The organism is Leifsonia sp. PS1209 (genome assembly GCF_012317045.1).
Taxonomy (GTDB): domain Bacteria; phylum Actinomycetota; class Actinomycetes; order Actinomycetales; family Microbacteriaceae; genus Leifsonia.
Genome location: NZ_CP051154.1, coordinates 961,331 through 975,207 on the forward strand (window position 1 = coordinate 961,331; position 13,877 = coordinate 975,207).

General features: G+C 70.1%; 12 protein-coding genes. 11 read left to right on the plus strand and 1 reads right to left on the minus strand.

All coding sequences use genetic code 11. The features are described from left to right. Positions 1–499 precede the first annotated feature (499 nt). The 11 genes from HF024_RS04665 to HF024_RS04715 all read left to right on the plus strand — a co-directional run bounded on the left by HF024_RS04665 (position 500) and on the right by HF024_RS04715 (position 12,311). Positions 500–2,125 carry a D-alanyl-D-alanine carboxypeptidase gene (locus HF024_RS04665; protein WP_085369215.1) on the plus strand — a complete coding sequence of 542 codons (1,626 nt, stop codon included), beginning with the start codon at positions 500–502 and terminating at the stop codon, positions 2,123–2,125. Positions 2,126–2,136: 11 nt separating this feature from the next. Continuing rightward, complete coding sequence (locus HF024_RS04670) at positions 2,137–2,718, plus strand: isochorismatase family protein (RefSeq protein ID WP_168688815.1); 582 nt, start codon at positions 2,137–2,139, stop codon at positions 2,716–2,718. Positions 2,719–2,800: 82 nt separating this feature from the next. After that, positions 2,801–5,032: an MMPL family transporter gene (locus HF024_RS04675; protein WP_168688816.1), complete on the plus strand. Its 2,232-nt coding sequence runs from the start codon at positions 2,801–2,803 to the stop codon at positions 5,030–5,032. Between the two features lie 145 nt (positions 5,033–5,177). Continuing rightward, positions 5,178–6,209: a thiamine pyrophosphate-dependent enzyme gene (locus HF024_RS04680; RefSeq protein WP_168688817.1), complete on the plus strand. Its 1,032-nt coding sequence runs from the start codon at positions 5,178–5,180 to the stop codon at positions 6,207–6,209. Then, positions 6,202–7,230: an alpha-ketoacid dehydrogenase subunit beta gene (locus tag HF024_RS04685; RefSeq protein ID WP_168688818.1), complete on the plus strand. Its 1,029-nt coding sequence runs from the start codon at positions 6,202–6,204 to the stop codon at positions 7,228–7,230. The genes HF024_RS04680 and HF024_RS04685 overlap by 8 nt, the downstream gene beginning before the upstream one ends. Beyond that, positions 7,223–7,546, plus strand: coding sequence for a biotin/lipoyl-containing protein (locus HF024_RS04690; RefSeq protein WP_085369210.1), 324 nt, complete (start codon positions 7,223–7,225; stop codon positions 7,544–7,546). Before HF024_RS04685 ends, HF024_RS04690 begins: the two co-directional genes overlap by 8 nt. Position 7,547: 1 nt before the next feature. After that, complete coding sequence (locus HF024_RS04695) at positions 7,548–8,318, plus strand: alpha/beta fold hydrolase (RefSeq protein ID WP_247597306.1); 771 nt, start codon at positions 7,548–7,550, stop codon at positions 8,316–8,318. A 49-nt stretch (positions 8,319–8,367) separates the two neighbouring features. Then, on the plus strand, positions 8,368–8,871 hold the full coding sequence (locus tag HF024_RS04700; RefSeq protein WP_085369209.1) for an Lrp/AsnC family transcriptional regulator: 504 nt from the start codon (positions 8,368–8,370) through the stop codon (positions 8,869–8,871). After that, on the plus strand, positions 8,868–10,334 hold the full coding sequence (locus tag HF024_RS04705) for an NAD-dependent succinate-semialdehyde dehydrogenase (RefSeq protein WP_168688819.1): 1,467 nt from the start codon (positions 8,868–8,870) through the stop codon (positions 10,332–10,334). The genes HF024_RS04700 and HF024_RS04705 overlap by 4 nt, the downstream gene beginning before the upstream one ends. A gap of 1 nt (position 10,335) precedes the next feature. Next, a complete protein-coding gene (locus HF024_RS04710; RefSeq protein ID WP_168688820.1) occupies positions 10,336–11,523 on the plus strand; it encodes a thiolase family protein in 1,188 nt (395 codons plus the stop codon). Between the two features lie 26 nt (positions 11,524–11,549). Beyond that, a complete protein-coding gene (locus HF024_RS04715) occupies positions 11,550–12,311 on the plus strand; it encodes a 3-hydroxyacyl-CoA dehydrogenase (protein ID WP_085369206.1) in 762 nt (253 codons plus the stop codon). 94 nt (positions 12,312–12,405) lie between these two features. Here HF024_RS04715 and HF024_RS04720 read toward each other — a convergent pair whose 3' ends face one another. Then, on the minus strand, positions 12,406–13,848 hold the full coding sequence (locus HF024_RS04720) for a helix-turn-helix domain-containing protein (protein WP_168688821.1): 1,443 nt from the start codon (positions 13,846–13,848) through the stop codon (positions 12,406–12,408). Positions 13,849–13,877 lie beyond the last annotated feature (29 nt).

Genomic DNA, 13,877 nt, shown 5'->3' on the forward strand with positions numbered 1-13,877 from the left:
ATCGGACTGTCCGGACCGCACGAGTAAGACCACGGGCGAATGACCCGTTCAGCGGTCGTTTGGGTGAGGCTCTTCGAACTGCAACGGGAAGCGGTCTCCCGGGCCGCGTCAACGCGCCGTGACGCCCTCGGGATCGTCTTGCTGGCGTCGATCGCCTCGGCTGCTGCCGGGGTCGGTGACATGTGGTTCCTCGTCGTCGGCTTTATCGTTCCTGAAGTCGCGTATGCGTGCACGTTCATGGTTAAGCAAATCGGTGCGCGAGTCCTGGTTGAAAGCCAGGTTGCTCTCTACCCCTGCGCGCTCATCTTGGTTGGAATGTCACGGGTCGATGGGGCACCGACCGACTTCTTGCTTTCAGCAGGGGCTGGTTGGCTACTGCGGATAGGGATCCAGAGGTTGGTGGGAAGGGATAACCCCTCCGTCGCAGAGTGACGTTGGTGAACGCAGTCACTACCCGATCCGGATTCGCTCTCCCAGTAAACGCAGGTAATATACCCGGATGCGCGAATCGGACCAGCCCGATATTGGCATGCCGGACGGCTCTGAGCCGGAATCGGCCGACACCCCCGCCACCATCGTTCCCCCAGCGGACTCGGCATCGCCGAGCGATCCCGCCACCGCGTCGACCCGTGCGGCCAGGCGCTCGGAGGAGCGCGCAGGGTCGGGCGCAGGCGTCGGCGCCGGTGCGGCCGCCGCCTTCGGCGGCGTGCTCGCTGCGATCAGGAACCACCCGAAGGCGTGGATCATCGCCGGGGCATCCGCTGCGTTCGTCATCCTCGGCGCAGGATCGGTGGCCCTCGGGGCTACCGTCGGCTCGCCCGCAGAGGCGGCCGCCGTCCCGACCCACAGCGCGACCCCGACTCCCACGCCCACCCCGACCAAGAGCGCCGACCCTGTGCGTCCCGTCCCCGCCAACCAGCCGGCGGCGAGCCGCGTGCGCACCTGCTCCGTCGCCGGGCTGTCGCAGGACGGCAGGCTCGGCAACCTCGAAGCCCAGGTGGTGGATGCGCGCACCGGCGAGGTCGTCTTCGACAGGAACGGCGGAAAGCCGGGACCCACCGCGAGCGTGCTGAAGACGCTCACCTCCGCTGCCGCTCTGCAGGTGCTCGGCCCCGACTATCGGGTGGCGACCACCGTGGTCAAGGGAAGCGCGCCCGGCCAGATCGTCATCGTCGGCGGGGGAGACGTCACGCTCTCCCGGCTGCCGGACGGGCAGGCGTCGTTCTACACCGGCGCCCCGAAGATCCAGGATCTCGCGATCCAGGTCAACCAGGCGATGGGCGGCCAGCCCATCACCTCGATCGTCACGGACACGTCGCTGTTCGGCGGCCCGGTCTGGCAGCCGAGCTGGGACGAGCGCGAGGAGCGCGTCGTCGAAGGCTCGACCTCGTACATCACGGCGCTGCAGGTGGACGGCGACAGGGACGACCCCACCGCCGTCGAGTCCCCGCGCAGCACCGACCCCGTCGCCCGCGCCGTGCAGTACTTCCAGCAGTACCTCGGCACGAACGTCCCGGTCAGCGCAGGGACAGCCCCGGCGGGGGCCCCGCAGCTCGCGGCCGTGCAGTCGCAGCCGGTGACCACGCTGATCGACCAGGCGATGCGCGTCTCCGACAACACGATCATGGAGGAGCTGGCCAGGCTCGTCGCGATCAAGACGGGCGCTGGCAACACGTTCGATGCCGAGAACGCCGGGGTGCTCGCCGCGCTGAAGCCGTACGGGATCGACACCACGGGCATCCACATCGCCGACGGGTCGGGGCTCAGCGCGGACAACGCCGTGCCGCCGTCGTACCTGACGCAGCTGTTCATCAAGGTGCTCAACAAGCAGAACGGGCTCGGCGTCGTCTACGACGGCCTGCCGGTCGCCGGGCAGTCCGGCACGCTCGGGCCGGGATACAGCAGGTTCACCGGAGCGAACTCGGTCGCCAGGGGAGCCGTGCTCGCCAAGACCGGGTGGATCGACAACGGGTACACGCTGTCCGGGATCATCAACGCGGCGGACGGCACCCCGCTCACGTTCGCGGTGTTCGCACTCGGCAATGTGGGAGACAATGCCAAGCAGGCGATCGACACGCTCGTCACCGGCTTCTACAAGTGCGGCGGCAACCTCTCCAACCAGTGACGGAGGCCATCATGGGCAAGGCTCTGTTCATCATCGACGTGCAGAACGACTTCACGGAGGGCGGCGCCCTGGGCGTCGACGGCGGCGCTGCGGTGGCCGCGGGGATCACCCGCTACCTCGCCGAGCACGCCTCCGAGTATGCGGAGATCTTCGCCAGCCGCGACTGGCACGACGCCGACAACGACAACGGCGGGCACTTCGCGACGGAGGCGTCCCCGGACTTCGTCGTCACCTGGCCGCAGCACTGCGTGGCGGGCACGACGGGCGCCGAATACCACCCGGCGCTCGACACCTCTGCGGTGACGTTCCACATCCGGAAGGGCCAGGGCGTCCCGGCGTACTCGATCTTCGAGGGGCACACCGAGGCGGGGTCGAGCGTGCACAACCTGCTCGACGAGCACGGCATCGACCAGATCGACGTCGTCGGCATCGCGACCGACTACTGCGTGCGGGCGTCTGCACTGGATGCGCTGAGCCAGGGTCAGCGCGTCCGCGTGCTCACCGATCTGGTGGCGGGGGTGGCGCCCGCATCGTCGGAGGCGGCGCTGGCGGAGCTGGCCCACGCGGGAGCGGAGCTCGTCACCGCGGGGTGATAGCCGGGATGCGGGGTAGCACCCCCGCATTATGCGCGCTAAGCTGATTACTAACTTGGCTAGCTAATGCGGAGGCGCACTGATGAAGACCCGATCCGACTGGAATCCGGCACGCTGGCTGCGCATCGTGCTGCCCGCCGTCGTCATCGTCATCTGGTTCATCGCCGCGGGCGTCGGCGGACCCACCTTCGGCAAGCTCTCCTCCGTCTCCGAGAACGGCCAGGCCGCCTTCCTCCCCGCCAGTGCGGAGTCGACCGAAGTGCAGGAGTGGCAGAAGAAGTTCACGGACTCGAACGCGATCCCGGCGATCGTCGTCGTGCAGTCGGACACGAGCATCCCGAAGTCGGACCTGGCGGAGTTCGCGAGTCTCGGCGTCAAGCTCGGTCAGGTCGACGGCGTGCAGAAGCCGGAAGGCGATGCGGAGACCAGCGTCGCGGGGCCGATCCCGTCCGAGGACGGCAAAGCGGTCGAGTTCATCGTTCCGATCGCGGACTCCGACCACGTCAAGACCGTGGTGGCCGACCTGCGCACCGTGGTCGCCGACAACCTGCCGGACGGCACCCAGGGCTGGGTGACCGGACCCGCTGGGCTCACCGCCGACCTGGTCAACGCGTTCGGCGGCATCGACGGCATCCTGCTGCTGGTGGCCGTCGGCGCCGTGTTCCTCATCCTGCTGCTGGTCTACCGGTCGCTCGTGCTGCCGTTTCTCGTGTTGTTCACGTCGATCTTCGCCCTGTGCGCCGCGATCCTGGTGGTCTACCTGTTCGCGCTGTGGGGCTGGATCAAGCTCAGCGGGCAGAGCCAGGGCATCCTGTCGATCCTGGTGATCGGCGCCGCCACGGACTATTCGCTGCTGCTGGTCGCCCGCTACCGGGAGTCCCTGGAACACGTCGAGTCGCGCTGGGCGGCCATCGGGCGGGCCTGGCGTGCGGCGTGGGAGCCGATCGCCGCTTCCGGTGCGACCGTGATCCTAGCCTTGCTGTGCCTGCTCTTCTCCGACCTCAACTCCAACAAGAGCCTCGGCCCCATCGCCGCCATCGGCATCGTGTTCTCGCTGCTGTCCGCCCTCACCCTGCTCCCGATGCTGCTCGTCGTGTTCGGCAGGGTCTCGTTCTGGCCGTTCCGCCCGAAGTTCGTTGGCGAGCATCCGGCGGAGCACAAGCACGCCGATGGCCGGCGCATCGCGGGCCTCGAAGGCATCACGGGACTCTGGCGCAGGGTCGGGACCCTCATCGCCCGCCGCCCCAGGGTGACCTGGGTCGTCGCCCTCGTGCTGCTCGCGGCGTGTGCTGCGGGCGTCACCCAGCTGAAGGCGAACGGGGTGCAGCAGACCGACCTCGTGCTCACCCAGTCCGACGCGGCAGACGGGCAGAAGATCCTCGCGAAGCACTTCGATGCCGGCTCCGGCAGCCCCGTGCTCATCGTGGCTGCGGAGGACGACGCGGATGCTGTCCTCTCCGCCGTCGAGAACACGGACGGCATCGCGACGGCCACGCTCTACACCGGCAACGCCCGGCCCGCCTCGGCCGGCGGCGCATCCGGTCCGGCCGGTTCGGCGCCGGAGCCGATCGTGAAGGACGGCCGCGTGCTCATCAACGCGACCCTCTCGTCGGAGGCGGACTCCGCCGCGGCGGAGCAGACGGTCCGCGATCTGAGGGAGACCCTGCCGAAGACGGACCCGACGGTGCTCGTCGGCGGCGTCACCGCCATAGCGCTCGACACCAACGACACTGCGCAGAGCGACCTGATCAAGATCATCCCGATCGTGCTCGCGGTCATCCTGGTGATCCTGATGCTGCTGCTCCGCTCGATCCTCGCCCCCGTGCTGCTCATCGCGAGCGTCGTGCTCTCGTACGCGGCAGCGCTCGGTGTCTCGGCCCTGGTGTTCAACCACCTGTTCCACTTCCCCGGAGCGGACGCCGCGGTGCCGCTGTTCGGCTTCGTGTTCCTGGTGGCGCTCGGCGTGGACTACAACATCTTCCTGATGACGCGGGTGAGGGAGGAGTCCCTCCGCATCGGGACGCGCCCCGGCATCCTGCGCGGCCTCGGCGTGACGGGCAGCGTCATCACGTCGGCCGGCGTCGTCCTGGCGGCGACGTTCGCGGCCCTCGGCGTCATCCCGATCCTGTTCCTGGCGCAGATCGCCTTCATCGTCGCCTTCGGCGTCCTGCTCGACACGGTCATCGTGCGCTCGCTGCTGGTGCCCGCCGTCTCCTACGACATCGGCCGCGCGATCTGGTGGCCGTCGAAGCTGTGGAAGGAGACCACGCACGACGAGAAGCGCGGGGCGGAAGCGGTGACGACCGCCGAGTAGGCGGTAGCGCAATCCGCCTGCCGTGCCCGAGGCCGACTGTGCACATTGTGCAGTGTCGGCGACGCATCCATATCCGGAATAGACAGGATGAGCAGCGCACGCTGAGCGTGTTGCCCACCGCATCCACCCCTGCGAGCATGGCGGCATGACCCTGACCACTCCCGAGAGCGCCGTTGGCGAGCGTGGCGACGATGCTGCGCTTCTCCGGCGGCTGTATCGCACGATGGTGACCGTGCGGCGGCTCGACCTCGATGGTGTCGCCATGCAGCGGCAGGGCATCGTGCCCGGCTATGCGCCGATGCGCGGGCAGGAGGCCGCCCAGGTGGGCAGCGCCGCCGCCCTCGACCTGGCGCGCGACTTCGCCTTCCCGACCTACCGGGAGCTGGGCGTCGCCGTGGCGATGGGGGTCGACCCCGTCGCCTATCTCGCCTCGCACCAGGGTGCGTGGCACGGCGGGTTGTGGGATGCGGCCGCCGCCAGGCTCGCCCCGATCAACGCCGTCGTCGGCGGAGCCGTCACGCACGCCGTCGGGTGGGCGCTCGGCGCCAAGCTGGACCGCAACGGAGGATGCGCGATCGCGTACTTCGGCGACGGCGCCAGCTCGCAGGGCGACATCCACGAGGCCATGAACACCGCAGGCGTCTCGCAGCTGCCCGTCGTGTTCTTCTGCCAGAACAACGGCTGGGCCATCTCGGTCCCCACCAGCAGGCAGGTCGCGGGCGGCTCGGTCGCCGCGCGCGCCGCCGGGTACGGGATGCCCGGGGTGCGGATCGACGGGAACGACGTCGTCGCCGTGTACGAAGCGACCCGCGACGCCCTCGACCGCGCCCGCGACGGGGGCGGCCCGACCGTGATCGAGGCGATGACCTACCGTCTCGGCCCGCACTCGACCTCCGACGACCCCGGGCGCTACCGCAGCCTGGACGAGGAGCAGAGCTGGCTCGCGCGCGACCCGCTGTCGCTGTGCGAGGAGCGGCTGCGGGCCACAGGGACCGTCGGCGACGACTTCTTCGCCGAGGTGTCCGACACCGCGAACGCTCTCACCGAGCGGGTGCGCGCCGACGTCGCAGCGCTCGGCGGACGGCCGGGTGAGGAGATGTTCGATTTCGTGTTCGCCGAAGCGCCTGCTGCGCTGCTCGGGCAGAAGCGCGCGTGGGAGGAGTCACGACATGGCTGAGATCACCAGGGAGCGTGAGCGACCAGCAGCGGCCGAGGTCACCACGATGCAGCGCGCGCTGAACCGCGCGCTCGACGACGCCCTCGCCGCCGACGACCGCACCCTCGTGTTCGGGGAGGACGTCGGCACGCTCGGCGGAGTGTTCCGCGTCACGGACGGGCTGAACGCCAAGTACGGCGACGACCGCGTGTTCGACACCACGCTTGCCGAGTCGGGGATCATGGGCATGGCGGTCGGCCTCGCGATGGCCGGATGGCGTCCGGTGCCGGAGATCCAGTTCGACGGGTTCTCCTATCCGGCCATCGACCAGATCGTGAACCAGGTCGCCAGGATGCACTACCGCAGCCGTGGGGCGTTCACGATGCCGATCACGCTGCGGCTGCCCAGCTTCGGCGGCATCCGCGCGCCGGAGCACCACGGAGAGAGCCTGGAGGCGCTGTTCGCGCACGTTCCTGGGCTCAAGGTGGTGTCGCCGTCGACCCCGGCGGAGGCGTACACGCTGCTCCGGCAGGCGATCGACGACCCGGACCCCGTGATCTTCCTCGAACCCAAGTCGCGGTACTGGCACAAGGCCGCCGTGGACGAGGCCGAGCTGTCCGAGCGGCTGCCGGTGGGCGCATCCCGGGTCGTCAGGCAGGGCAAGCACGTCACGCTGGTCGCCTGGGGCGCGATGGTCGCCCGCTGCCTGCAGGCCGCCGAGCTCGGCGCGGAGGACGGCGTGGAGATCGAGGTGGTCGACCTGCGCTGGCTGAAGCCGATCGACGCCGACGGGCTCGCCGCGTCCGTCGCGAAGACCAAGCGCGCCGTCGTCGTGCACGAGGCGCCGCTCACCGCCGGACTCGGCGCCGAGGTGAGCACGCTCATCACCGAGCGCTGCTTCGGCGACCTGCGCGCACCCGTGCAGCGCGTGACAGGGTGGGATGTGCCGTACCCGTCCCCGGTGCTCGAAGACGAGTACCTGCCGAGCATCGACCGCATCCTGGAAGCCGTACAGAAGACGTTGGAGTATCGCCGTGGCTGAGATCACGTTCGCCCTGCCAGACCTCGGCGAGGGCCTGCAGGAGGCGACCGTGCTGGAATGGCTGGTCGCCGAGGGGGACTTCGTCGAGCGGAACGCGCCGCTCGTCGAGGTGGAGACGACGAAGTCGGCCGTCGAGCTGCCGTCGCCGCAGTCCGGGACCGTCGCGCGGTTCCACGCGGAGGAGGGACAGACGCTCGAGGTCGGGGCGTCGCTCATCACCTTCACCGTCGACGACGACACCGCCGGGATCGTCGGCACCGTGCCCGTCGACGAGGCGCCTGCGCGCCGGGTGCGCCTCCAGCTGCCGGAGGACTGACATGACCGACTCCGGACACGAGGGCGTCGCGACCACCGGCGACGGGATGCGCATCGCATACGTCCGCCACCCGGGCGACGACCCCGTGCTCCTCGTGCACGGCTTCGCCACCACCGGAGCGCTCACCTGGGAGGCGACTGGCTGGGTCCGCGCGCTCGCCGAGGCCGGCCGCGGCGCCATCGTGCCCGACCTGCGCGGCCACGGCGCCAGCTCGGCGCCGCACGACCCGGCCGCGTACTCCCCGGAGCTTCTCGCCGGCGACCTCCTCGCCGTGCTGGATGCGGAGGGTCTTGACCGCGTGGACGTCGTCGGGTACTCGATGGGGTCGTGGGTGACGCTGGCGCTGGTCGGGCTCGCGCCCGATCGCATCCACCGGGTGGTCGTCGGCGGCATCGGAACGGTCGAGCAGTTCGCCCACTGGGGGGTGGATGCTGTGCGCTCCGCCCTGCTCGACGGCACGGACACCGTTCCTCCGGAGTCTCCGCTCGCCCCGTTGCTGTCGTCGCTGCGGCAGGCGCCGGGCGTCGACACGGCTGCGCTCGCCGCGTGCGTGTCCGGGATGGCCGCGCATCCACTGCCGCTGCAGTCCAGCGCGCCGACGATGCTCGTGGTCGGCGAGGTGGATCCGGTGACCGATGGGCGGGAGGAAGCGGCAGCCGCGCTCGGCGCCGAACTGGTCGTACTGCCCCGTCGCAACCACGTGACGTCGCTGAGCGCGCGAGCGTTCAAGCAGGCTGCTCTGCCGTTCCTGGGAGCCGTCGTCAGCGTGTAGGCGTTCGCACTTTCGAGTCGTACGATGTGCGAGGACCGAAGGAGGCCGCATGCCGATCGACAAGCTGGACGCCGAGCTGATCGCGCTGCTCACCGCTGAGCCGAGGCTCGGCGTGTTCGAGGCATCCCGCAGGCTCGGCGTCGCGCGGGGCACCGTTCAGGCGAGACTCGACCGCTTGCAGCGCTCCGGCATCGTCAAGGATTTCGCACCGACCATCGACAGTGAACGGCTCGGCTATCCGGTGACGGCGTTCGTGACGGCGGAGATCGCGCAGGGCGACAGGGACGTGACGGTCGTCTCGCACCTGAGCGAGATCCCCGAGGTGCTCGAGGTGCACACGATCACCGGCGCCGGCGACCTGATGATCCGCGCCGTCGCGCGCTCGAACGCCGACCTGCAACGGGTGATCGACCGCATCGTCAGCGACCCGGGCATCACGCGCACCTCGACGGTGATCGCGCTGGCGACGAAGATCGACCACCGCGCCGTGCCGCTGGTGGCCGCTGCAGTGGAGGAGCGCGCAGGCGCAGAAGACATGGGAGAAGAGAGATGAACGAGCAGGAACTGCTGGCGAAGGTCCCCGACCGGCTGTACATCGGCGGTGCGTGGGTCGACGGCACGTCGGGCCGCAGCATCGACGTCTTCGACCCGGCGACGGGGGAGCCCATCAAGACCATCGCGGACGCGTCGGAGGCGGACGGTGCTGCCGCTCTGGATGCTGCCGTCGCCGCTGCCGACGACTGGGCCGCCACGGCGCCGCGGGTGCGCGGTGAGATCCTGCGCAGGGCGTTCGACCTGCTGCAGGAGCGCCGCGACGAGTTCGCCCTGCTGATGACGCTCGAAATGGGCAAGCCCCTCGCCGAAGCCAACGGCGAGGTGACGTACGGCGGCGAGTTCCTGCGCTGGTTCGGCGAGGAAGCCGTGCGCATCGCCGGTCGCTACGCCACCAGCCCGGAGGGGACGGGCCGGATGATCGTCTCGCAGCATCCCGTCGGCCCGTGCTTCCTGATCACGCCGTGGAACTTCCCGCTGGCGATGGCCACCCGCAAGATCGCGCCAGCCCTGGCGGCCGGATGCACGGTGGTCGTCAAGCCCGCCGCCCTCACCCCGCTCACCACCCTCTACTTCGCCAAGCTGCTGGAGGACGCCGGGCTGCCGGCCGGCGTGGTGAACGTGATCACCACCTCCACGTCCGGGAAGGTGTCCGGACCGATCATCGCCGATCCGCGCCTCCGGAAGCTGTCGTTCACCGGCTCGACGGAGGTGGGGCGTTCGCTCCTGAAGCAGTCCGCGCAGAACGTGCTGCGCACCTCGATGGAGCTCGGCGGAAACGCACCGTTCGTCGTGTTCGAGGACGCAGACCTCGACAAGGCGGTCGAGGGCGCCATGCTCGCCAAGTTCCGCAACATCGGGGAGGCGTGCACCGCGGCCAACCGGTTCATCGTGCACGAGTCGGTCGCCGACGAGTTCGCCGCACGCGTCGCCGAACGGGTGCGCGGGATGCGCGTCGGCCGCGGAACGGAGGAGGGCGTCACCATCGGCCCCCTGATCGATCAGGATGCGGTCGACAAGGCGGCGACGCTCCTCCAGGATGCCGTCTCCCGCGGCGCGACCGTGCTGGCGGGCGGGTCGCGCATCCCGGGCACCGGCACGTTCTTCGAGCCGACCGTGGTCACCGACGTTGCGGCGGGGAGTGACATCCTCCGCGAGGAGATCTTCGGGCCCGTGCTCTCGATCGTGCGCTTCGCCGACGAAGACGAGGCCGTGCGGATCGCCAACGACACCGAATTCGGGCTGGTCTCCTACGTGTTCACGAAAGACCTGGCGCGCGGACAGCGGATGATCGAGCGGCTGCAGACCGGGATGATGGGCCTCAACGTCGGCGTCGTCTCCAACGCGGCAGCACCGTTCGGCGGGGTGAAGCAGTCCGGGCTCGGCCGCGAGGGCGGCCTGGAGGGCATCCGCGAATACCTGTCCACGAAGTACACGCTCACCCCCGACCCGTTCGGAGCCTGAGATGGCAGCCGAAGCGGTCATCGTCGACGTGATCCGCACCCCCTCCGGGCGTGGCAAGCCGGGAGGGGCGCTCTCGGACATCCACCCGGCCGACCTGCTCGCCGGGGTGCTGGTCGAACTGCTGCACCGCAACGGGCTCGACCCCGCGCTCGTCGACGACGTGATCGGCGGATGCGTCACCCAGGCGGGCGAGCAGGCCGGCAACATCACCAGGACGGCCGTGCTCAGCGCCGGCTTCCCGGAGAGCGTCCCCGGCGTCACCATCGACCGGCAGTGCGGGTCGAGCCAGCAGGCGGCGGCATTCGCGGCGCAGGGCGTGATCGCGGGCGCGTACGACATCGTGATCGCGTGCGGGGTGGAGTCTATGAGCCGCGCGCCGATGGGATCGAACGTGGGCGGCGCATCCATCGGAGGGGCGCTGCTGACGCACCGCTACCCGGACGGGCTGGTCAACCAGGGTGTCTCCGCCGAGCTGATCGCCGAGCAGTGGGGGTTCCCGCGCACCGAGCTCGACGACTTCGCCGCCCGCTCGCACGCGCTCGCCGCATCGGCCGCGTCATCGGGAGCGTTCGACGGCGAGCTGGTGCCCGTGCCGACGCCGGACAGCGGCAGCGTCATGGCCGACGAAACCATCCGGCCGGGCACCACACCGGATGCGCTGGCCGCGCTGAAGCCGTCGTTCCGCACCGAGGCCCTCGCCGAGCGCTTCCCGCAGCTGGACTGGCGGATCACGCCGGGCAACTCCTCCCCGCTCACCGACGGGGCGTCTGCGGCGCTCATCATGAGCGCTGAGGCCGCCGAGCGGCTCGGGCTGCGGCCGCGGGCGCGCTTCCACAGCTTCGCGGTGGCCGGGAGCGACCCGCTGCTGATGCTCACCGGCGTGCTCCCTGCGACGCGGAAGGTGCTCGACCGCAGCGGCCTGCGGTTGGACGAGATCGACGCGTACGAGGTGAACGAGGCGTTCGCGCCCATCCCGTTGCTGTGGCAGCGCGAGTTCGACACCGATCCGGCGAAGCTGAACCCGCACGGTGGCGCCATCGCGCTCGGGCACGCGCTCGGCTCGTCCGGCACACGGCTGCTGGCCACCCTGCTGAGCGAACTCGAAGCATCCGGTGGCCGTTATGGCCTGCAGACCATGTGCGAAGGCGGAGGCACCGCCAACGCCACCATCATCGAAGTCCTCCGCTGAACGCGGCACACGCGAAAGGGAACACCATGCAGATCGACGGATGCTCGGCCATCGTCACCGGCGGCGCCAGCGGGCTCGGCAACGCCACGGCCCGTGCCCTCACCGAGGCAGGCGCGCACGTGGTGGTGCTCGACCTGCCGGGCTCGGAGGGCGAGAAGGCGGCGACGGCCCTCGGCCCGACCGCGCGGTTCGTGGCCGCCGACGTGGCCAACGAGGATCAGGTGCGGGCGGCGGTGGAGGTCGCGTCGACGCTCGGCCCGCTGCGGGTGGTGGTCAACTGCGCGGGGATCGCGACGGCGGCGAAGGTGCTCGGCAGGGACGGCGTCCTTCCCCTCGAACAGTTCGAGAGGGTGATCAGGGTGAACCTCATCGGGACGTTCAACGTCGTGCGCCTGGCCGGAGCTGCGATGGTGCAGACCGAGGCGCTGGGGGAGGAGCGCGGTGTGATCGTGAACACCGCATCCGTCGCCGCCTTCGACGGCCAGATCGGGCAGTCGGCGTACTCGGCGTCGAAGGGCGGAGTGGCGGCCATGACGCTGCCGCTGGCCCGCGAGTTCGCCAGAGACCTCATCCGGGTGGTCACGATCGCGCCCGGCATCTTCGAGACGCCCATGATGGCGGGCCTCCCGCAGCCTGCCCAGGACTCGCTCGCCGCTCAGGTGCCGCACCCCTCCCGCCTCGGCAAGCCGGCCGAATACGCCGCCCTCGCCCTCCACATCATCGCCAACCCCATGCTCAACGGCGAGACAATCCGCCTCGACGGAGCCATCCGGATGCAGCCCCGCTGACCCGGGCCCCGCAGCAATCGAGCCGGGACTTATGCACGCGACACGCCGGGATCAGGCGTGCATAAGTCCCGGCTCGATTGCTTGGGGACGGCGGTCAGGAGGCGGAGTGGGCCTCGAGGAAGGTGTAGACGTCGGAGTCGTCGACGCCGGGGAACGAGCCGGAGGGCAGCGGAGAGAGGATGTGCGCGTGGAGGCGCGCGCTCGGCCACGCCTGGCCGGCCCAGCGGCTCGCGAGCCCGGCAGGCGGGCGCTTGCAGCACGACTCGTCCGGGCAGTGCGACTCCGCCCGCGCCGTCGTCTCCCTCCCGCGGAACCACTTGGCCTGGTCGAACGGCACGCCGACGCTGATCGAGAACCCGCCGGCCGAGGTCGTGCCGGTCTGGGTGGCGCACCAGTACGTGCCGGCCGGGGTGTCGGTGTACTGGTACATCTCCGTGGTTCGGTTGGTGTGTGTGAACGCCGACCGCGCTCCCCACTTGCGGCAGACGATCTGGCCCTCGATGGATCCGGTCACATCGGTCGGCAGCGGAAGGCCGTCGTTCTCGTAGCCCTTGTAGAGCGCCCCGTCGTCGCCGACGCGCAGGAAGTGCAGCGTCATGTCGAGGTGCGTGGTCGCCAGGTTGGTCAACCGGAGCGCGGCGGCTTCGTGGGTGACGCCGAACGCATCCCGGAAGTCCTCGACCGCGATATCCTTGTCGTCCTTGGCCTGCTTCAGGAACCCGACGGCCGCCTCCCTGGGCATCAGGCACGACGCCGCGAAGTAGTTGATCTCGAGCCGCTGCCGCAGGAAGTCCGCGTAGCTCTGCGGGCGTTCGTGGCCGAGCAGCCTGTGCGCCATCGCCTGCAGCGCCATCGACCGCAGGCCGTGACCGCCCGGGATGCTCGCGGGCGGCAGGTAGATGCGCCCGTTGGCGAGGTCGGTGATCGAGCGGGCGGAGTGCGGCAGGTCGTTGACGTAGATCAGGTCGAAGCCGAGCTGCTCGGCCATGATGCTGACCTCGCGGTGGGTGAGCGCGCCGTGGGTGTGCCCGGAGGCACGCACGCGCTCCTCGGCCAGCTCCTCGATCTCCGCGATGTAGTTGTTCTGCGCCCGCATCCGCTCGCGCAGCTCGGTGTTGGCCCTGCGGGCCTCCTCCGGGGTGGCGATGGCCTCCGATGCGCGCCTGCTGAGCTCCCTGTGCATCCCGACGAGCGCTTCCAGCGTCTCCGTCGGCGTGCCCTTGGTCGGCTTGACCGACGGGAGCCCGAGGGAGTTGTAGAGCGGGCCCCGCTGCGCCCTGGCGAGCTCGATCTCGAGGGCGGCCCTCGCATCCGGTGGCTCGGCGGACAGCAGATCGGCGAGCTGGACCCCGAGCGCCGTCGCCAGGGTGGTGAGCAGCGTGACGCGCGGCTCGCGCTTGCCGTTCTCGATGAGCGACAGCTGGCTCGCCGCGACCCCGGTGGCCGCGCTCAGCTCGTCGAGGGTGAGGCCGCGCTGGGTGCGGAAGTGCCTGATGCGGTGGCCGAGCGTCGCAACGTCGGCGGTGGACTGCTCCATGCCTTCACGATAGCGAAAGAAACGGGATT

What these genes read in the sequence shown, in the direction of transcription:
- HF024_RS04665 (WP_085369215.1), top strand. Translation starts at nt 500, where the DNA reads ATGCGCGAATCGGACCAGCCCGATATTGGCATGCCGGACGGCTCTGAG.
- HF024_RS04670 (WP_168688815.1), top strand. Translation starts at nt 2,137, where the DNA reads ATGGGCAAGGCTCTGTTCATCATCGACGTGCAGAACGACTTCACGGAG.
- HF024_RS04675 (WP_168688816.1), top strand. Translation starts at nt 2,801, where the DNA reads ATGAAGACCCGATCCGACTGGAATCCGGCACGCTGGCTGCGCATCGTG.
- HF024_RS04680 (WP_168688817.1), top strand. Translation starts at nt 5,178, where the DNA reads ATGACCCTGACCACTCCCGAGAGCGCCGTTGGCGAGCGTGGCGACGAT.
- HF024_RS04685 (WP_168688818.1), top strand. Translation starts at nt 6,202, where the DNA reads ATGGCTGAGATCACCAGGGAGCGTGAGCGACCAGCAGCGGCCGAGGTC.
- HF024_RS04695 (WP_247597306.1), top strand. Translation starts at nt 7,548, where the DNA reads ATGACCGACTCCGGACACGAGGGCGTCGCGACCACCGGCGACGGGATG.
- HF024_RS04700 (WP_085369209.1), top strand. Translation starts at nt 8,368, where the DNA reads ATGCCGATCGACAAGCTGGACGCCGAGCTGATCGCGCTGCTCACCGCT.
- HF024_RS04705 (WP_168688819.1), top strand. Translation starts at nt 8,868, where the DNA reads ATGAACGAGCAGGAACTGCTGGCGAAGGTCCCCGACCGGCTGTACATC.
- HF024_RS04710 (WP_168688820.1), top strand. Translation starts at nt 10,336, where the DNA reads ATGGCAGCCGAAGCGGTCATCGTCGACGTGATCCGCACCCCCTCCGGG.
- HF024_RS04715 (WP_085369206.1), top strand. Translation starts at nt 11,550, where the DNA reads ATGCAGATCGACGGATGCTCGGCCATCGTCACCGGCGGCGCCAGCGGG.
- HF024_RS04720 (WP_168688821.1), bottom strand. Translation starts at nt 13,848, where the DNA reads ATGGAGCAGTCCACCGCCGACGTTGCGACGCTCGGCCACCGCATCAGG.